This window comes from Blautia massiliensis (ex Durand et al. 2017) (assembly GCF_051861785.1).
Taxonomy (GTDB): Bacteria; Bacillota; Clostridia; order Lachnospirales; family Lachnospiraceae; genus Blautia_A; species Blautia_A luti_A.
This window is the reverse complement of sequence record NZ_CP146725.1, coordinates 282585-303087: the sequence shown is the minus strand read 5'-3', so window position 1 is coordinate 303087 and position 20503 is coordinate 282585. Positions and strand designations below refer to the sequence as shown.

Here is a 20503-nt window from a genome sequence, read left to right as displayed (position 1 = left end):
AAATGCTTACATTAGAGAGCTTTGAGGAAGCAGCAGCAAAAGTAAAAGAAGTGACACAGGAAACAAAGCTGATATACAGCAGTTATTTCTCAGATATGACGGGAAATAAGGTTTATCTGAAGCCAGAGAATATGCAGCGTACCGGTGCATATAAGGTGCGTGGCGCATATTACAAGATCAGCACACTTTCTGACGAAGAGAGGAACAAAGGTCTGATCACTGCATCTGCAGGAAATCATGCCCAGGGTGTTGCTTATGCTGCACATAAATATGGAGTAAAAGCAGTCATTGTCATGCCAACTACCACACCACTGATCAAGGTAGAGCGCACCAAGAGTTACGGTGCGGAGGTTATCCTTCACGGCGACGTATATGACGAAGCCTGTGCACACGCACTTGCCCTTGCAGAAGAAAAAGGATATACCTTTATCCATCCATTTGACGATCCGGCAGTAGCAACCGGTCAGGGAACTATCGCCATGGAGATCGTACAGGAACTTCCGCTTGTAGATTACATTCTGGTACCGATCGGAGGGGGCGGACTTGCTACAGGTGTCTCCACACTTGCGAAGCTTCTGAACCCACACATCAAAGTCATCGGTGTTGAGCCGGCAGGCGCAGCATGTATGAAGGCATCCCTGGAGAAAGGGGAGGTCGTAACGCTTCCTCACGTAAATACTATCGCAGATGGTACTGCAGTACAGACTCCGGGAAAAAATATCTTCCCATATATCCAGGAAAATCTGGACGATATCATTACCATTGATGATGATGAGCTGATCGTGGCTTTTCTGGATATGGTAGAAAACCACAAGATGATCGTAGAGAACTCAGGACTTCTTACTGTAGCAGCTCTCCGTCATCTGGATGTAAAGAATAAGAAGATCGTTTCCATCTTAAGCGGTGGAAATATGGATGTGATCACCATGTCATCGGTTGTACAGCACGGACTGATCCAGCGTGACCGTATCTTCACCGTATCCGTACTTATCCCGGATAAGCCAGGTGAACTGGTACGTGTTGCAAGTGTGATCGCTGAAAATCAGGGTAATGTTATCAAACTGGATCATAACCAGTTTGTAAGTACCAACCGAAATGCAGCCGTAGAACTTCGGATCACTATGGAAGCATTCGGAACAGATCATAAGAATCAGATCGTTGCAGCTCTGGAAAAAGCGGGTTGCAAACCGAGAGTGGTACGTGCTATACTGTAGGACATGTTATATTGCAATAACTGAAACTTCTGACCGGACTGTTGCATATGATGTAACAGCCCGGTCTTTTGCGAAAATACCTGCATAGACAGAAAGGACAGATAAATATGTGTGGAATTGTAGGATTTACAGGTAGACACCAGGCAGCTCCGATCCTTTTAGATGGGCTCTCCAAGCTGGAATACAGAGGATATGATTCCGCTGGAATCGCCGTACGTGACGGCGAGGGCGAGACGGAAGTGATCAAAGCCAAGGGAAGACTGAAAGTTCTGTCAGAAAAGACAAACGGCGGAGAGACTGTACCGGGAACCTGTGGTATCGGTCATACCAGATGGGCAACTCATGGTGAACCTTCTGAGAACAATGCACATCCGCATATGACAGACGACGGTAATATCGTAGCAGTCCACAACGGTATCATTGAGAACTATCAGGAACTGAAAAATAAGCTCGCCCGTAAAGGCTATACTTTCTATTCGGAGACCGATACCGAGGTAGCAGTTAAGCTGATCGATTATTATTACAAGAAATATGAGGGAACACCGGTGGATGCCATCACACATTCCATGGTACGTATCCGTGGTTCCTATGCCCTTGCGATCATGTTCAAGGATTATCCGGGTGAAATATATGTAGCCAGAAAAGACAGCCCCATGATCCTTGGAGTGGCAGAAGATGAATCCTTTATCGCTTCTGACGTACCGGCGATCCTGAAATACACCCGCAATGTATATTATATCGGCAATCTGGAGATGGCGCGTGTGAAAAAAGGCGAAGTCACCTTCTACAATCTTGATGGAGATGAGATCGAGAAAGAGCTGAAAACCATTGAATGGGATGCAGAAGCAGCGGAAAAAGCCGGATATGAGCATTTCATGATGAAAGAGATCCACGAACAGCCAAAGGCAGTACTGGATACGTTGAATTCCGTGCTCGAGGATGGAAAGATCGACCTCAGTGAAGTTGGCCTGGAAGAAGAAAGCATCCGGAACATCCAGCAGATCTATATCATAGCCTGCGGCTCCGCTTATCACGTAGGAATGGCAGCACAGTATGTAATCGAGGATCTTGCACAGATCCCGGTAAGGGTAGAGCTCGCTTCCGAATTCCGTTACCGAAAAATGGCCCTTAACACCAACAGCCTTGCAGTGATCATCAGCCAGTCCGGTGAAACAGCAGACAGTCTTGCTGCACTTCGTAAATGCAAGGAAAATGGTATTCATACACTGGGAATCGTTAATGTAGTGGGATCTTCCATTGCACGTGAGGCTGATAATGTATTTTATACTCTGGCCGGACCGGAGATTTCTGTAGCTACTACCAAGGCGTACAGCACACAGCTGATCGCAGCTTACACACTGGCGATCCAGTTTGCAATGGTAAGAGGAACGATCACAGAAGAAGCCTACAGCAATTATATCAGTGAACTGCAGACACTTCCGGATAAGATCTGTAAGATCCTGGAAGATAAGGAGCGTATCCAGTGGTTTGCCTCAAAACAGGCAAATGTAAAAGATGCTTTCTTTGTAGGAAGAGGAATCGATTACGCTATCAGCCTGGAGGGCAGTCTGAAGATGAAAGAGATCAGTTACATTCACTCTGAAGCCTATGCTGCCGGAGAGCTGAAACACGGAACGATCTCTCTGATTGAAGACGGGACTCTTGTGATCGGTGTGCTGACCCAGCCGGATCTCTACGAAAAAACAGTCAGCAATATGGTTGAGTGCAAGAGCCGTGGCGCCTACCTTATGGGCCTGACCACATTTGGCAATTACAATATCGAGGATACCGCAGACTTCACCGTCTACATCCCGAAAACAGACCCGCACTTTGCAACATCCCTGGCAGTGATCCCGCTTCAGCTTCTGGGCTACTACGTAAGCGTAGCCAAAGGCCTGGATGTGGATAAACCACGAAATCTGGCGAAGAGCGTGACAGTGGAATAAAAAATTTAAAATGTGAATATGGGAGGAGCCTCAGAGTGTATAAAATCATACTCTGAGGCTCTTTCTACTTCATTTCGGATGGTTTTGGAAGTACTTTTCCCATTGGCATTTGTATAGGACTGAGTGATGTAAAAGGACTCAGAATTTTTTGGATTTCAATGTGTCAAACTCCCGCGTGTTACTGAGAACGGAGTGAACAGTAACGATTTGAATATTAACGGAATGTTTAACAGGGAGTATAGCTTTACGTAAAAAAGGTTTCATGATATCATATTTGTAGTAAATAATGATATCGTGAAACCTTTTTTGTTTTGGGAGGAACCTCAATGCCAGAAAAAAAGAAATTTCCGGTAGGAATAGACAATTTTGAAAAAATAATAAAAAACAACTTCTATTATGTCGATAAAACAGAAATGATCCACAGTCTCATCCGAAACTGGAGTGAAGTAAATCTTTTCACCCGTCCGCGGCGTTTTGGTAAATCTCTGAATATGAATATGCTGCAGACATTCTTTGAAATCGGGACAGATCCAATAGTATTTGAAGGTCTGAAGATCTCCGAAGACAGGGAATTCTGCGAAAAATATATGGGACATTTTCCAGTAATTTCCATCAGCTTAAAAAATGTTGAAGGAATGAACTTTGAAAGCACCTGTGCAGCAATGAAATATGCTATCGGTGCAGAAGCCTTAAGATTCTCTTTTTTGGAAAAAAGCCCTGAATTATCTGAAACAGATAAAAAAATGTATAAAGCTCTGACTATGGTTTCTGACACCGGTGATTTTCAAATGTCATATTCAGCAATGGAAAAATCGCTGTTGACCCTATCGACCTTACTTTGTAAATATTATGGAGAAAAAGTCATTCTTCTGATTGATGAATATGATGTACCACTGGATAAAGCTTTTCAGTATGGCTACTATGAGGAAATGGTATCTCTGATCAGAAATATGTTTGGCAATGTATTAAAAACCAATTCCAATCTTTACTTTGCCGTATTAACAGGCTGTTTGAGAATTGCCAAAGAAAGTATATTTACAGATCTGAACAATTTTGAAGTATTATCTGTACTGGATGTGCAGTACGATGAGTACTTTGGCTTTACCGATACAGAAGTACATGACATGCTAGATTATTACGATTTATCCGGACACTACAAAGAAGTCAAAGAATGGTATGATGGATATCAGTTTGGAAACACGGAAGTATACTGCCCGTGGGACGTGATATGTTACTGCAAAAAATTATATGCAGATCCAGACGCCAAACCGGAAGATTACTGGTCCAATACCAGCGGAAACGTAATTATACGAAGATTTATCAACAGAGCAGATAGCCAGACCAAAAATGACATCGAAAGACTGATTGCAGGAGAAACTGTCACAAAGGAAATCCATCAGGAACTGACATATAATGAGCTGGACAGCAGTATCGAAAACCTGTGGAGCGTGCTTTTTACTACCGGTTATCTAACCCAGAAGGGAAAAACAGCAGAAAATCAGTTCTGTCTGAAGATCCCCAATCTGGAAGTGAAAAATCTTTTCATAAAGCAGATCAGGGAGTGGTTCCGGCAGACTTCAAGGCAGGATGGCGACACCCTGAATCAGTTCTGCAATGCTTTTTCAGAACAGAATCCGGAAAAAATAGAAGAACTTTTTGGAAATTATCTGTGGAATACAATAAGTATCCGTGATACTGCCACTGCGAAGAAAGAAAACTTTTATCATGGAATGCTTTTAGGACTTCTCGGATATAAAGATAACTGGATAATCCGGTCAAATGCAGAATCCGGCACCGGCTACAGTGACATTCTGATAGAAATACCAGAAAGCCGGACTGGCATTGCCATTGAGGTAAAGTATGCCGAAAAAGGAAAAATGAAGGACGCCTGTATAAAAGCTCTGAGTCAGATTGAAGAGCGGAAATATGCTGCAAAATTGGAGGACGATGGCATGCGGTCGGTTATTAAGTATGGGATTGCTTGTTATAAGAAGGATTGTAGGGTGGTGATAGGTACTTCATAATGCAGAAGATAAAAATTAAAATATGAACTATATTAGGGCCGAAAAAACTGTTGGATGAAAAAAGGTAGTCTCAGAGACCAAACCATTCTGAGACTACCTTTTATATTACTAAAAACTTGACGTATAACAAGTAAAGCCATATAATAAAATAAAAAGGAGGTCATGCATGAGTACCCGTATCATTCACGAAAAACAAGACCTGAAATATCTTCAATGGTCACAGATCCGATCCTCATCCGGAACAGCAGGTTCCTTTCTGAAAGCAACAGACGACTTACAAAAACCAAAGAAATACTATAAGTTATCTAATTATGATGGTATAAATGGAATAATAGGACACGAATGTTTTGTTGGCTCCTATTATGCACAGCAAAACCTGCAGCTGATTCCCCGGGAGAAAATGCCTCAGCTGCATCCCTTACAGGAAAAACATAAAGCAATATTATTGGAAGGACTGGATGGAATTATTCCCCGGTATTTACAGGAAAAAATCTGGAACATGATCTGGAAAAGGTGGTTATACTATGAAGATTTTTGTAATCAGAAATGAAGAAGATAAAACAAGAAAAAATCTCGCCTATCTCATCTATTATGAAAAAGACAAACGATTTTATATAGAACTCCCGGACGACGCAGACATCTGGGAAACACCCTTAATTCTTTCTTCCCGTCTGAAACGAGGCGAAAAGACCATAAATGCATACTGGAGTAAAATCTGGGTTCAGCAGAGGATTATCCCCCAGGACCGGCAAAATCTCGGAAGAATCCTGAAAGACAATGGCCTGGACTGCTATGACGAGTTTAAACTCCTTGCCATGACTGATGGCCGCTGTGCACAGGACTATTACTACCTGACACCCATCTCAGAAAAAAATCTTCCAGCTTATATCATAAAAAGAAATACCATAAAAGTAAAAGATGTATTCCCACTGAAAGATTACACACTGTTGATATCCTTTTACGATGACTCCGTCCGGAAATGTAAATTAGAAGATCTGGTCGGCTCAGACAGATACTTTGTACCAGTATTAAACAATGAAAAAATCTTCCGCTCAGTCAAAGTAGAAACAGGAGGCTATGGAATCTGCTGGGGAGAAAGCGAAAGCCTGTGCATTCCAAAAGAAACGCTTCATAAAGCAGGGAAAAAGATTCCACTTACCAGCAGTGAACTTCAGAGCATGATAAGCGACCATATTATAGATTCCTCCCAGGCAGCAGAAGAACTGGGATGTTCCAAGCAGAATATCGACGACCTTGTAAGAAGGGGAAAGCTGACTGCTGTGAAGGAAGGACAGAGGTATCGGTTGTTTATGAAAAGTGATATTGAACAAAGGAGATGGAAGTAAAATATATGAACAGACCCGTCGACTGGAAAGCATTCGAATACAAATTTTCCACAGATTCCCGCCCCGCATTTGAAAGCCTCGCCTATATTCTGTTCTGCTATGAATTCAAACAGACCTACGGAATTTTCCGATATTACAACCAGCCCTACATCGAAACACAGCCCGTAGATACAGTCAATGGCCATAAAGTCGGATTCCAGGCCAAATACTATGACGCAGGAACTCGGATGTCATCCAAAGAACAGGATCTGAAAGACGCAATCAAAGGGGCAAAAAACAAATATGTCGGAATTGACCGGATAATTTTCTATATCAATAAGGAATTCTCCGCCAGCAGTGCAAAAGACAAAGACAAACCACAATATCAGCTGTACATTGAAAAATATGGAGCTGATTTAGGGATCGAAATCCAGTGGAGAGGCCAGAGCCACATAGAAAAAATGCTGGCAGAAGAGGAGCTGAAATACGTAAAAAATCTGTATTTCAATGCAAAAGACGGAATCGACCGGTTCCACGAAAACCTCATAAACCACAAAAACTCCATTCTGAAACACATCCATTCTACAATCCAATTTACCGGGAAAGAGGTAAAAATCCCCCAGGATTACCAGAAACTTACAGACTTCCAGGAATCAGACACCCAGGTAATGATCATCCACGGGGCAGCAGGTGCCGGAAAATCAGCCACAGTAAAAGACTTTCTTGAAGCAGAGAAAAACCAGAAAGGGAAAATCACACTGATGTTTTCAGCATCTGATCTGGACGTAAAAGAAGAAAATCTGTTTCTCTATGATGGAAATTACGGTTTGCAGGATTTATTCGGACTATACAAAAACGAAGAATACAGACTATGCATCATCGATTCCGCAGAAAAATACTGTACTGCAAAATATCCGGAAGTATTCGGAGACATTCTCAGTCAGTTTCTGGACCATGGATGGAAAATACTGATCACAATCCGCACCTTTTATAAAGAAAGTTTCTGCAATACATACCTGAAAAATACTATATACAGCCAACAGGAAATTCCGAAACTGAAAAAAGAGACACTGACACAGATAAACACTCAGTATCCCTTCGTGCTGCCCGCAGACCCAAAAGTACAGGACCTGCTGTGCAATCTGTTTTATCTGAACCTGTATCTGAATATGGAGCATAGCTCAGAAGATGAAAACATGAACGTAACCTTGTTCCGGGACGCAATCTGGAATCAGGTCATCCGTAACGATTTTCAGCAGTACAACAATCTGCCGGTAAAAAGAGAAGCTTTCGTCCAGCAGATGGTCAGTGACATGATGGCGCACGAAAGATATACCTATTCCCTGAAAGCCACCGATGATTTTGAGACCGTTTCCGCACTGGAAAGCAGCGGAATTATCATACCCTATCAGGAAAACCGGAAAAACTGGATGATGAGTCATGATGTATATGAAGAGATCGTAACCAATCACATCTTTACCGAACACCTGGAACAGGATACCTGTTCCGAAAAAACATTTTTCGCAGACCTTGGAAATTCCCTCCGCAGCAGAAAATCATACCGGATCTGGCTGGAAAGCCGGTTATCAGATGAGGACGACCGGATACTGGAATTTCTTCTTGGGCTTTTTGACGATGAAGAGCTGGAACAGCAATGGAAAGACGAGACACTTATCGCATTAATGAACTCTGAAAGTGAAGAAGGATATTTTGTTCTGGATACTCTGTTAGGTCAGGCTGATCAGGAGCTTTTTACGAGGATGATGTTTTTGTTGAATACGGCTTGTAGAGGTGGGATAGATCCGGAAATCATGGAGATTCTTAATGGGCAGAAAGAAAGAGAATTTAATCAGTACCGGTATACAAGGCCAAAGGGTACAGTATGGGAAACTCTTCTGAAATATACCTGTGACAATCGGGACAGGATTGACTGGTCGGAGGAAAATTTGTCAGTGGTAACAGAAGCATTGTATGCATGGACACAGGCGAATCATGAAGGAGAAGCAACCAGAGCAGCAGGTCTGATAGCGCTGTACCTGCGGAAAAAGATTTATGCGGAGACAAAGTACAAATATGATCTGGAAAATAATAATGTCTATGATAAGCTGGACAATATTATACTGAATGCGGCAAAAGAAATAAAAGCGGAACTGGATGAACTTTTTACAGATGTTATTCAGAAAAATGCATTGGATCACAGATCGGAGTATTATCCGTTGATTGAAAAAGCGACCTCTAATGTAATGGATTGCGGAATGATCTATGCAGCTATTTCTGAGACCCTGATAAAACTGCTGGAGTGTTGTTGGATTCAGTCAGAACCGGAGATCATATTGGACACACATCCGCAGCTTGAAGCAGAATTTGGGTTGAAAGCATATCTTGGATATGAGTATCATCCAGTGAGTGCGTTGCAGACACCTGTTTATAAGCTTTTAGCTATAGCACCACAGCAGGGTATGGATTTTGTACTGAATCTGTTAAATTATGCTTCGGAATGTTATCAAAAGTCTTCATTGGCAACAGAATATGGTGAGTGTCAGGAAATAGAGATCGTTTTTTCTGAAAAAGAAAAGGTGAAACAGATCAGTAGTGACAGACTCTGGAAAATGCATAGAGGTACCGCACCGAATCCTAATGTTCTGGAATGTGTTCTGATGGCACTGGAAAGGTGGCTGCTGGAAGTGGCGGAAATCTGTTCTGAAAAACTATTGAATAAATTTTGTTTATTTTTACTGAAAAACAGTAATAATGTAGCGATTACAGCGACGGTGCTCAGTGTTGTGGAAGCCTATCCTGAAAAATTATTTAAGATAAGCTGTATTTTGGCTAGAACAAAAGAAATTTTTCATTACGATTTCAGCAGGAGAATTGCAGAAACAGGTGTGAATCTTCTAAAGGGAATTACTCCAAAGCGTGAGATATTTGATAAGGAAAGAATTGCAAGTAATAATCAGGATTTTCGGAAAAAAATATTTGAAAATGTAATTCTGAATTATCAAATAGAGAATGAAAATCTGCCTGAAGAATTTAGTAGAAGAAGCTCTGAACTTAACAACATGATTGATCAGATAAGAGAGAAACTGACGGAACGAAGTGAAAATATAGAGAGTGAAAGAAAAAAATTGCACATGGAGTTGGATGAGTGGTCTTATGCCCGTTATCGGAAAAACTCAGAAAGCTACATAAACTATAAGAAATACGAAGAACAGCCTGAGAAAGCCTATGCGGAGATGCAGGAAATTTTGAATAATGAGAATGATATTGATAATACGGAAGATATAAAAAAATTCGTAGTTGCAATGCATACGTGTGTGGTGCTTCTTCGGGATTTTAGAGAAGAACTTTCCGAAGAAACAGCTATCAATTGCGAGAAGACTATACAGACAGGGATAAAACAAGTGCTTCTGTCAGACAACAGTTATCTATTGATTGGAGTGCTGGATGCAGTCCTTTTAGAATTGATCGGACAGATTTCCTGCGAAAAATTGTCTGCCAATTGGGATAATTCCATGTTTTTATTTACGGGAGTGTTGTTGGAATGTACAGAAAATTTGAAGAGAATTTCATCGTATATTTCTGAGACTTTGTGGAAAAACGACCGACATGCGGCATTGAAAGTCTTATATACTTATGCCCATCTGTATCCTATGTATCAGAAAAAAGACTGGAAGTATGCAGAAAAAGGACGGTTGGAAACATTCCTTGATGAAAACAAAGAACTTATAGAGCAGGATTTCAAAGAAGAAATAACAGATATTGATAAAATAAATACGGATTCACTTGATTTTGAATGTCTGTTGTTTTTCTATGAATTATTGGATAAAAAAGATGAGCATAATTTTTCATTTATCATAAAAACAGGAAAAAAAGTATGGGGAAAAATCTTTGATAACGATGATGAAGATGGCAGAAGACCAGTAGTATTATCAGCCACACTATAACAAACCGATTTTTTACTTTTCATGCAAAATAAAAGAGATCCTGGTATAAAGGAATCTGACGTATTTTCCATCAGATTATTTTATCATGAGACCTCTTGTGTTATCATATGGTTTTGTAACCACGAAATAAAAAGCAGAAACCTCCCCGACCAAAGTTCGATTTCTGCTTTCACCCAAACATAGCTTACGCTACATTCATGCATACCTATGATAACAGTTAATACAGAAAACTACAACCTTATTTCTCAGGATTTTTACAATAAAACAATGGATTCTCTCGATCTGAACCTTATTTCATGTACCTGCGGTCACTCCGGCTGTCTCATCCGCCATGGCTCTTATAAACGCAGTGTCCAGCTTGCTGACAGAATCATCTCCCTTTCTGTTGTTCGTGTGTACTGCAAAGCATGTGGGCATACCCATGCGCTGTTACTTTCATCCATGATCCCGTATTCCCAGATCCCTCTGGTTCTGCACGTCCGTCTGATCCATGCTTATGAGCATGAGACCGGATTCCAAAACATACTGGCAGAACAGTACCTCGTGGATGAAAACAACCTGAAATCCATCATCCGGAACTACCGTTTACATTGGAAGCAACGGTTGCTCTCCATGAGGCTTCACCTCCCCGATATCCCCAGCCTGATTTCAGGATGTTTTTCCCTCTTTTCCAGACAGTTCATGCAGATTAAATCAACCTCCAATAAACTTTTTATCCTGCCAACATAACCTTACACGACAGGTCTGGTTTTATCCCTTATCCTTTAGAAAAAGGAGGCAGATGAAATCTATGAAACAAGAAAAACAACAGGAAATCGCACTGATGCGCTATGGCGCCATCGCACCGATTATTGCAGGACTTGATGAACGTTATCCAAGCAAGACCGCTTTTTACACGGAAATTTCTGCAAAAGGACTCATGGGACCCGACGGGAAGCTCCATCATTATGCTCCCGCCACCATTGAAAAATGGTATCTGGACTATCAGAACCATGGTTTTGAAGGTCTCGTCCCGAAAGGGCGCTCAGATGCCGGCATGAGCCGCAAGCTTGACGAAGAACTTCAGGAGAGAATCCGGTATTTCAAGACCAACTATCCACGCATGTCTGCGGCCGCTATTTACAGGCAGCTGAAATCCGATGGCTCTGTAATAAACGGACAGGTATCCGAATCCACCGTCAGCCGCTTTGTGAAACGGCTTCAGTCGGAACTGCGGCAGACACCGAACAAGGATATGCGCCGATATGAACGCCCCCATATCAACGAAGTCTGGTGCGGGGACAGCAGTGTCGGTCCCCGCCTTACAGATTCGGACGGAAAAAAACACCGGGTCTATATCATTGCCCTGATCGATGATGCCAGCCGGTTCATTACCGGGATCGATGTGTTCTACAATGATAACTTTATCAATCTGATGTCCGTTATGAGATCAGCCATAGCAAAGTACGGGCGCCCCAAAGTTTTCAACTTTGACAATGGGAAATCTTATAAGAACAAACAAATGGAACTCCTGGCTGCAAGGATCGGTACAACACTCAGTTACTGCCAGCCATACACTCCTACCGGAAAAGCCAAGATCGAGCGATGGTTCCGGACCATGAAGGATCAGTGGATGGCAGCCCTTGATATGCGGGATTTCCATTCACTGGAAGAACTGAGGGGAAGCCTGCATGCTTTTGTCCAGAGATACAACCAATCCCCCCATTCTTCCCTCCACGGGCTGTCCCCACAGGACCGCTTCTTTTCGGAACCGGAACAGATCCGCAGGCTTTCTGAGGAAGACATCACCCAAAACTTCCTTCTGGAGATTGAACGCCGGGTATCTGCTGACAGTGTGATCGTCATCGACCAGATTGAATACGAAGTTGATTACCGTTTTGCACGGCAGCGCATCCGTCTGCGCTATTCTCCGGATATGAAAGAGATCTTCATCGTGGAATCGGATGGAACACTAACCCCGATCCGACTTCTGAACAAAACGGAAAACGCATTGATAAAAAGAGAAAAAGTACACTTATGTAAAGGAGACGAATGAGCATGGATTATACTGCAAGATACGGATTGGAATTCAATCCTTTCCTGAAAAACTCAAAGGAAGTCCTCGTAGAAACACAGGAGTACAAGGAGGTTCTGTTCCGGCTGGACTACCTGCTTACCACAAAAGGTTTCGGGCTCCTCACCGGAAGCGCCGGAAGGGGAAAGACCACCGCAGTCAGGAACTGGGCTTCGGGACTGAACACTTCCCTTTATAAAGTGATGTATTCCAGTCTTTCCACCCTGACCGTAAATGATTTTTACCGGAACCTTGCCACTGAGCTCGGAGCCCAGCCTGCATTCCGCAAGACCGATAACTTCAAGATCATCCAGGATGAGATCAACCGTCTCGTACTTGAAAAACGACAGACGCCTGTCATTATCATAGATGAAGCGAACTATATCGGAAACGCAGTGCTCAATGACTTAAAAATGCTGTTCAACTTTGAAATGGATTCCAAAGACCGGGCAGTTGTTCTTCTTTCTGGTCTGCCACAGCTCAACAGCACCCTGCGCCTGAGCATCCACGAACCTTTCCGCCAAAGGATTGTCATGAATTATAACCTGGAAGGTATGACAAAAGCAGAAGGACATTCCTATGTTACTGCCAAGCTGAATGGCGCAGGATGCACACAAACGGTATTCGAAGACAATGCACTGGAAGCAATCCTCAATGCAGCGAATGGGACCCCACGTATGATCAACAAACTGTGTAATGCAAGTCTGTTGGTTGGAAACAGCTCAAATTTAAATATCATAACCGCCGATGCCGTCATGCAGGCAATCAATGACTGTGAACTCGGATAGCTTTAGAAACCATCATGTAAGATAATCTGCATGATGGTTTTTTCTCATAAAATAACGTGCCTGAAGCGTCCAAAAATATATGCTTCATCCCATCGTTAGGTGCTCTGAAAGACCCGTTTTAATCTGATGGAAACGGCAGCGTTTAATTTGCCGAATAACACAGTAGGAAAGTGTGAATATGTACAATGGCTGGCAGATTATGTATTGAATCTGTCATTACTCAAACAGAAGGAGTTGCTTAAGAATATGATGCCTTGTGTTTCTATGGATGATACATTTGCAACCTGGATTTGGGAAATTGTTGTTTGCGAGGTAGAAAGACCCAGATATGAGGCTTTCTGGAATCTCTGGAACCTCCTTCAGCCGGATATTTTCAGAAAATGTAATGAGATAAAAATGATGGAAAAAAGCGGAAGTGAAGTATATTTTGTAGACAGATATGCATTTGACCGGTTGATAAAAAGTTACCTTCTGGCATCCGAGATATGGGCAGAAAATCTGACCTCCTGGGATTCCCTGAAACATGAAAATGCGAATTTCTACAGAAAGGCAGCAGTCACAATCGGCTACCATCCAATCGTTTTATATTCGATTGCGTACATATTAAATTCCATAGGAAAAGATACGTTTTCCAAAGAAGGTGTGGAATGGCTGAGTATTATCATAAAAAATAACCCTCATCTGAAAAAAGCAGATCTGCCGATGAATACGCAGTATTATATAGAAGAATATATGAGCGGCCTGATAAAGAGAGAAAAGGCTACATTACGAAGAGAGGAACACAGGCGAAAACAGGTACTAGTTGTTTTGGATTTTCTTGTAGAGCGAGGATCTGAGGTTGGGTTTGGGATGCGAGAGGATGTGGTGTGAAAATATCAAAATAAGAGAAAACTAAAGCAATTTGTCGTATAATATAGTGTAAGAGTTTTGTTTGGAGAGATTAATGGCTGAAAACAAAAATATAAAAAGAAAATTGATCATACAGTCATTTATGCCATTGTACATCATTTTGGTAATAAAAAACTTCGATGCAAAAATGTTGATACTAGCAAAGAAACTGACAGAGCACCTGCTAAAGAGGGATTTTAAAATTATAAGTCATGTGTTTAATCACCCTCTTTTTCTCTCATGTATATTTGAGATTATTGGTATTGTATGGATCTTAAGTGCCGTATTCAGCATTTTTGAATTTACTGCCATGCAGTGTGCAAATTTTACAAGCCAGAATGAGTCTGTAAAACAATGTGAAAAAATTTCCGATGGTGGAGTCACTTTTTTTGTCCTTTTACAGCAAGAAGACTTCGACCTCTAAGGTGGGAGATGAATTGCGCCTGTTACCTACTTGATAGAACATTCTGATCATAGTATAATATCTTTAGTCAGATAATAAAAATTAAAATACAATAAATTTAGATGATAACGCACATTTAATATTCTTACTGTACTAGCATTGTGTGCTTGTGGTCAAGTATCGCAGGCGTTTTTTCGAGGAAAAGGAAGCGTTTGAATGGCAAACAGAGCATATAAATTCAGAATATATCCTAATGATGAACAGAAAATTTTGTTTGCCAGGACTTTTGGATGTGTCAGAATGGTGTATAATCATTGGCTTGATAGAAAGATTCGGCAATATGAGGAGAACAAGACCAACGTAACATATACCATTTGTGCAAAAGAAATGGCTGCAATGAAGAAAACGGAAGAATACGGATTTTTAAAGGAAGTAGATAGTATCGCATTGCAACAATCGCTCAGGCACCTTGATACAGCATTTCAGAATTTTTTCAAACAACCGAAAATAGGTTTTCCAAGGTTCAAATCAAAAAAGCGGAATAAAAACAGCTATTCCACGGTCTGCATCAATGGGAACATAACGATATCTAATGGATATTTGAAATTACCTAAGATTGGACAAGTTCGGTTAAAACAGCACAGGTCTGTTCCAAGTGAATACAGACTGAAATCTGTAACAGTAAGTCAGACACCAAGTGGAAAATACTATGCAAGTATTCTTTTTGAGTATGAAAATCAAGTGCAGGAAAAGAAGATGCAAAAGTTTTTAGGTTTGGATTTTTCCATGCATGAATTATATCGTGACAGTAACGGTAAGGAGCCTGCCTATCCGAGGTATTACAGGAACGCAGAGAAAAAATTAGCAAGAGAACAACGTAAGCTTTCCAGAATGCAGAAAGGTTCGAACAATTGCAATAAGCAAAGGATTAAAGTGGCAAAACTTCACGAAAAGGTTTCCAATCAACGAAAAGACTTTCTTCATAAGCAGTCAAGACAGATAGCCAATGTTTATGATTGCGTATGTATAGAAGATTTGGATATGAAAGCAATGTCGCGATCACTGAATTTTGGAAAATCTGTTTCAGATAACGGCTGGGGAATGTTTACAACATTTTTGAAATACAAATTTGAGGAACAGGGGAGAAAACTTGTGAAGGTGGATAGATTTTTTGCCAGCAGCCAGACCTGTTTTGTTTGTGGTTGCAAAAATGCAAAAACGAAAAATCTTGCTCTGAGAGAGTGGGTTTGCCCACAGTGCGGAACCCATCATGATAGAGATGTAAATGCGGCGATAAATATCAGAAATGAGGGAATGCGGCTGGTAAATGCATGACCGTATAACGCAATAACCTAATACAAACCGTGGGACACACGGGGATAGCTCGCTTATGCTTAGTATAGTAGTACTATCGAACGAGAACCAAACTTGCCGAGGGTGGGAGAGGATGTCACGACATATGTTTTGCCAATGGTCATGGATGAAATTGGAATATTAAAAGGCTTTTCCAGATTTGTGTTTCTGATGGCTATACTATGCATTCTTATATAGTCTGAATTTATCATACAAACGACAAAGGTGGTTGTATTATGCCAAAAGAACGGATCACATCAAAAATTAAAAACATAATATTGCAGGGAACTTATATTTACAAAATACATAGATGATCAGTTAAAGGTTTTGTGGGCATATCAAAAAATAAGACCAGCTGCGATACCGAATAAAAAGAAATCATGTTTTCAGCTGTGGGCCAAATCAGGTCGGTCGGATGTTTTTGAAGAAATGACAGACCAGATGTTCATGATCAAAGAAAATAGATTTGCTGATCCTAGATAATGAGATCATCACCCAGGAAACCAGTTTAATCGAAAAACATTTTGGTTTTGAGACATTCGTACGCGGCTGAGGAATGAAGATAGCTGACAAAATAGAAAATATCAACTTAATAAATAATGTAGATAAAATACGGGAATATGTTGAAAGATCAAATATACGGTACGCCAAGAAAATGATGCAGATTTCGAATTTCCCAATTATATAGATGTGAAAAAAGAAGAATTGCTAAAACGCATCCAGATTGTACCCCGCTGGCAGGGAAAGTTCGAAATCCGCGAAGATGGAATTACACTTCGAACATTCGCGGATGTAGAAAATCTGATCGATCTATTTACAGAACGCTACACAAAATCCCTGATAATAGATGATTAGGAATATGATACAGATGTGAAGACCGTTGTTTGAAAGATAAAGATAGATAATTAGCAGTTATCCTTTATTGAGTAATCAAAGGATAATATTTTGCTGATAATATGTAGAATTTAGAGGAGGTTTCCATGGCTGATTTTCCTGAATTAAGTGTAGTTATACCTGTTTATAACGTCCAAAATAAGTTAAGAACATGTTTGGATTCTGTAATTAATCAATCTTATCAAAATATGGAAATACTAGTGATTGACGATGCGTCAACAGACAATTCCGCCTATATTATTAAGGAATATGCGGCTAAATATCAAATTATAAAACCTGTTTTTTTACAGCATAATATTGGTGTAGGAGATGTCCGAAATTACGGAATTACTTTGGCAAAAGGACATTATATAGGTTTTATTGACAGTGATGACTGGATAGATATGAATTTTTATCAAAATCTAGTTTCTTCAATAAAGTCCAATAACAGTGATATGTCAATTTGCGGTATAAAAACCGAATATAATAATTCGTTAAATTGTCAATTACGATATAAATATAATTTTGAAAATTGTATTACCGGAGAGTATGCTTTGAAGCTTCTTACAAAATCAGAAAACTATGGATGTTTTATAACACCAATTGTTAACAACAAAGTTTATAGTGCTGATTTTTTAAAAAACACAAATATTCACTTTAACTCTACCCGTAGTTTTCAGGATGACTTCTTTTCGTTTTTCGCAATTTTATATTCTCAAAAAATAACGTTGGTAACAGATACATATTATCATTATTATCAAAGACAAAGTTCTACAACTCATACATTTTCAAAAAGATTAGTTACAGATTGTCTTGATACATTAGTTCAGATACGTGGTATCTTGCAAAAAAATATGTGTCTGGAAAGGTACAAAAAGGAATATTATTCATACGTAGAAAGGCTGATAACTTCTCTTTTGGATATGCTTATAAGAAAAGAACAAGATGACATCGCTCAAAAAAAATATCTTAAGTATATTATTTCGGAATTTAGTAAATTTTTTACTGTTTCAGAAGTAATTGACTATATTGATGCAAGCCGTATTTTTAATTTTTTTGATTTGTAAAAATTCATCCCAAATACCCGTTTCCAATTTTGCTATATTAGAAACGGGTATTTGGGATCGTATTATTTTAAAATATATGAATCCATATAGACTATATATTTTTCCTTAAATGAGAGAACATACTTTTGATCAGGAGTATTATCCAAGTGTCCTAAAGCTTTGTAAATGTGTTTGAAAAGGAAATATTGATGATCCTGTATTACCTTTTCAATATGAGAATCTATCCATTGATTAATAAAAGTTATGTCATTAAAATCGCCTATTTTTCCGAGTGCTTCTATAATGCTTGCTACAGTAAAGTAATTTTGTTCTATATCTAACTGTTTAAGTAAGCTTTGACGACCTTCATATAATTTTTTCTCACCGATAATATCTGCCATATGTTCACGTATATGACAATTAGGATTAAAAAGAGAATTAATTATTATTTGGTTTATATCCTCATATTCAGTTGTCATAAGAAAGCTTTCTAATTTATAACGATTCAGGTCAACAGAAGATGCTTTGGAACGTGAGAAATAATCAATAATCCATGGAATAGAAATTTTTAATAATTTTCTATGCTTTGCCAGCAACAGCATTAGGTCTGTTTTCCAGGTTAAAATCTCATCATCAATGTTACTATAATTAATAAATAATATCTCCATAAAATTTCGAACAAACATTTCAGATATCTTTAAATCGTTGCAGTTAACTAATAAATTATAATATACATTTAATAATCCAGAAAAAAGTTCTGTTTTATTATCATTGAGTGCATGAATTATTAATGCTTCATAATCTTTAAAAAATTCTACTAACTCTTTTTCGGTATATTTATCAGATGATTTATTTAAAATATTAGTAATAATACTAATGTTAGAGCCAAAATATTCCTGTATGTAATCGATAAATTTTTCTCTCGATTCACATATAAGATTTGTAATGCCACATAAATTTAGTGCTTCATGAAAATCAGATAAATATTGATTCTCATGAATAAAATTCCTTATAGTAGCGGTTAAAAATCTTAAATTCGAAGGATCATATTCTATATATGTAAGATGAGTCAAATCAAATGGGATTTTAGATGCTTTTTGCTTAATCATAAGTATATTTTGTGCATCTTTAAATGAATGTGCTATTCCCAATTCATAAAATACATTTGGATTATAATCCGTTAAATCCGCTATAATATATCTTGATTTTAATATTTCAGTTAATATTTTATTTAAGATTGGCTTGGAACCAGCAATTTCATCAGCTCGATTACAAATTAAGCCATTCTCATTTAGATCTTTTTTTATTGTTCCATAAATATAGTCAAATTCTGGACTAAATGGCATCAACATAAAACAACGGTTTTTTTCTATTGGTATTTTGTCATTAATAAACTGCTTGGGGTATATTTTGTAATCTTTCATGGAAACCTCCTCTAAATTCTACATATTATCAGCAAAATATTATCCTTTGATTACTCAATAAAGGATAACTGCTAATTATCCCACATCTTGCAATCTTTCCCATATACCGTATTATTAATAAAAAACGCCAGAGAGGAACAAACCATGAACTTACAAAACAACCTGAAAAAATACCTGGAATTCTGCAAATACAGGAAAGAACTCAGCCCCAAGACAATAAAAGCCTACAGAATCGATCTTACCCAATATCTTCACTACATATCAGAAAACGCCCTGCAAAAAGAAAAAATCGAAGACTACATAACACAATTACACAAAAAATATAAACAAAAAACAGTCAAAAGGAAAATAGCATCCATCAAAGCTTTCTACAGATATCTGGAAGACGCAGAAATTATTAAAGAAAACCCATTCCATAAAATACAGGTCAGATTTAAAGAAACAGTAAATCTTCCAAGGATCATTCCACGGGAGGAGATAGAGCAGTTATTGAACTGCATGTACAAGATTCTGGATACTTCCAGCAATGTAAAGAAAAACTATATATTGCGGGACATCGCAGTGATAGAAATGTTTTTTGCGACAGGAGCACGTGTATACGAAATTTCCGGGATAAAAAATGAATGTATTGATCTCAATACAGGCCTGGTCAGATTCATGGGAAAAGGTGGAAAGGAAAGGTATGTTCAGATCAGCAACCGCCATGTTCTGAAAATACTAAGAAAGTACTACGTCGAAAATGAAACATCCATTAAAAAAAGCGGATATTTTCTGCCAAATCAAAGAGGAAACCGCTACACAGAACAGTCAATTCGAATAATGCTGCAAAAGTATACTCAGAAAGCAGAAATTGATAGGCATATAACTCCACATATGTTCCGTCACTCATTTGCCACATATCTGATAGAAGATGGTGTAGACATCAGTTGTGTTCAGCAGATACTTGGACACAGTTCTATTAAGACAACACAGATTTATATACATATCGCGGCAAAAAAACAGGCAGAAATTCTAAAAAGACTACATCCGAGAAATCGAATGAAGATATCCGGAGCAGCATAAAAGTGTTAAATATATGTCAAAATGGCATATTTTGTATCCAACAGGCAAGTTATGACATTGACATGATAAATTATGAATGGTATATTAAAAAATAGCTTAAAAGACATAATCCGATAATAAAATGTAGAAAGCAACAAGAAACAACAAAATCCTATCATAA

17 protein-coding genes are annotated in these 20503 nt (G+C 39.2%); 16 read left to right on the top strand and 1 reads right to left on the bottom strand.

Translation table 11 applies throughout. The features are described from left to right. Positions 1–2: 2 nt before the first annotated feature. The 15 genes from ilvA to V9W66_RS01595 all read left to right on the top strand — a co-directional run bounded on the left by ilvA (position 3) and on the right by V9W66_RS01595 (position 17878). Entirely contained in the window at positions 3–1214 is a 1212-nt protein-coding gene (ilvA, locus tag V9W66_RS01665) for a threonine ammonia-lyase (protein ID WP_015525229.1), read from the top strand. A gap of 107 nt (positions 1215–1321) precedes the next feature. Continuing rightward, positions 1322–3160, top strand: coding sequence for a glutamine--fructose-6-phosphate transaminase (isomerizing) (gene glmS / locus V9W66_RS01660; protein WP_144095964.1), 1839 nt, complete (start codon positions 1322–1324; stop codon positions 3158–3160). 326 nt (positions 3161–3486) lie between these two features. Continuing rightward, positions 3487–5184, top strand: coding sequence for an AAA family ATPase (locus tag V9W66_RS01655; protein WP_144100353.1), 1698 nt, complete (start codon positions 3487–3489; stop codon positions 5182–5184). Between the two features lie 166 nt (positions 5185–5350). Then, positions 5351–5734: a hypothetical protein gene (locus V9W66_RS01650; protein ID WP_144095960.1), complete on the top strand. Its 384-nt coding sequence runs from the start codon at positions 5351–5353 to the stop codon at positions 5732–5734. Then, on the top strand, positions 5709–6530 hold the full coding sequence (locus tag V9W66_RS01645; protein ID WP_144095958.1) for a helix-turn-helix transcriptional regulator: 822 nt from the start codon (positions 5709–5711) through the stop codon (positions 6528–6530). Before V9W66_RS01650 ends, V9W66_RS01645 begins: the two co-directional genes overlap by 26 nt. A gap of 5 nt (positions 6531–6535) precedes the next feature. Continuing rightward, positions 6536–10453 carry a hypothetical protein gene (locus tag V9W66_RS01640; protein ID WP_144095956.1) on the top strand — a complete coding sequence of 1306 codons (3918 nt, stop codon included), beginning with the start codon at positions 6536–6538 and terminating at the stop codon, positions 10451–10453. 207 nt (positions 10454–10660) lie between these two features. Then, positions 10661–11182: a hypothetical protein gene (locus V9W66_RS01635; protein ID WP_242828381.1), complete on the top strand. Its 522-nt coding sequence runs from the start codon at positions 10661–10663 to the stop codon at positions 11180–11182. 52 nt (positions 11183–11234) lie between these two features. Then, on the top strand, positions 11235–12488 hold the full coding sequence (locus V9W66_RS01630) for a DDE-type integrase/transposase/recombinase (RefSeq protein WP_439362801.1): 1254 nt from the start codon (positions 11235–11237) through the stop codon (positions 12486–12488). A 2-nt stretch (positions 12489–12490) separates the two neighbouring features. Continuing rightward, positions 12491–13294 (top strand): ExeA family protein, encoded by an 804-nt coding sequence (locus tag V9W66_RS01625; protein ID WP_243125600.1) that lies wholly within the window; start codon positions 12491–12493, stop codon positions 13292–13294. Between the two features lie 147 nt (positions 13295–13441). After that, on the top strand, positions 13442–14164 hold the full coding sequence (locus V9W66_RS01620) for a hypothetical protein (RefSeq protein ID WP_186290088.1): 723 nt from the start codon (positions 13442–13444) through the stop codon (positions 14162–14164). Between the two features lie 73 nt (positions 14165–14237). Then, positions 14238–14606, top strand: coding sequence for a hypothetical protein (locus V9W66_RS01615; protein WP_186290087.1), 369 nt, complete (start codon positions 14238–14240; stop codon positions 14604–14606). Positions 14607–14801: 195 nt separating this feature from the next. Further along, positions 14802–15920, top strand: a complete 1119-nt coding sequence (tnpB, locus tag V9W66_RS01610) for an IS200/IS605 family element RNA-guided endonuclease TnpB (RefSeq protein ID WP_144094713.1) — start codon at positions 14802–14804, stop codon at positions 15918–15920. A 574-nt stretch (positions 15921–16494) separates the two neighbouring features. Continuing rightward, the gene (locus V9W66_RS01605; protein WP_144094712.1) at positions 16495–16626 is read left to right on the top strand and encodes a Kiwa anti-phage protein KwaB-like domain-containing protein; all 132 of its coding nucleotides are present in this window, start codon (positions 16495–16497) and stop codon (positions 16624–16626) included. A 2-nt stretch (positions 16627–16628) separates the two neighbouring features. Then, positions 16629–16793: a Kiwa anti-phage protein KwaB-like domain-containing protein gene (locus V9W66_RS01600; protein ID WP_420313834.1), complete on the top strand. Its 165-nt coding sequence runs from the start codon at positions 16629–16631 to the stop codon at positions 16791–16793. Positions 16794–16918: 125 nt separating this feature from the next. Beyond that, on the top strand, positions 16919–17878 hold the full coding sequence (locus V9W66_RS01595) for a glycosyltransferase family 2 protein (protein WP_144094708.1): 960 nt from the start codon (positions 16919–16921) through the stop codon (positions 17876–17878). A gap of 62 nt (positions 17879–17940) precedes the next feature. Here the strand turns inward: V9W66_RS01595 and V9W66_RS01590 are convergent, their stop codons facing one another. After that, the gene (locus tag V9W66_RS01590) at positions 17941–19281 is read right to left on the bottom strand and encodes a hypothetical protein (RefSeq protein WP_144094710.1); all 1341 of its coding nucleotides are present in this window, start codon (positions 19279–19281) and stop codon (positions 17941–17943) included. 144 nt (positions 19282–19425) lie between these two features. Between V9W66_RS01590 and V9W66_RS01585 the strand changes: the two genes are divergently transcribed. Then, positions 19426–20343, top strand: a complete 918-nt coding sequence (locus V9W66_RS01585) for a tyrosine-type recombinase/integrase (protein ID WP_144094705.1) — start codon at positions 19426–19428, stop codon at positions 20341–20343. Positions 20344–20503 lie beyond the last annotated feature (160 nt).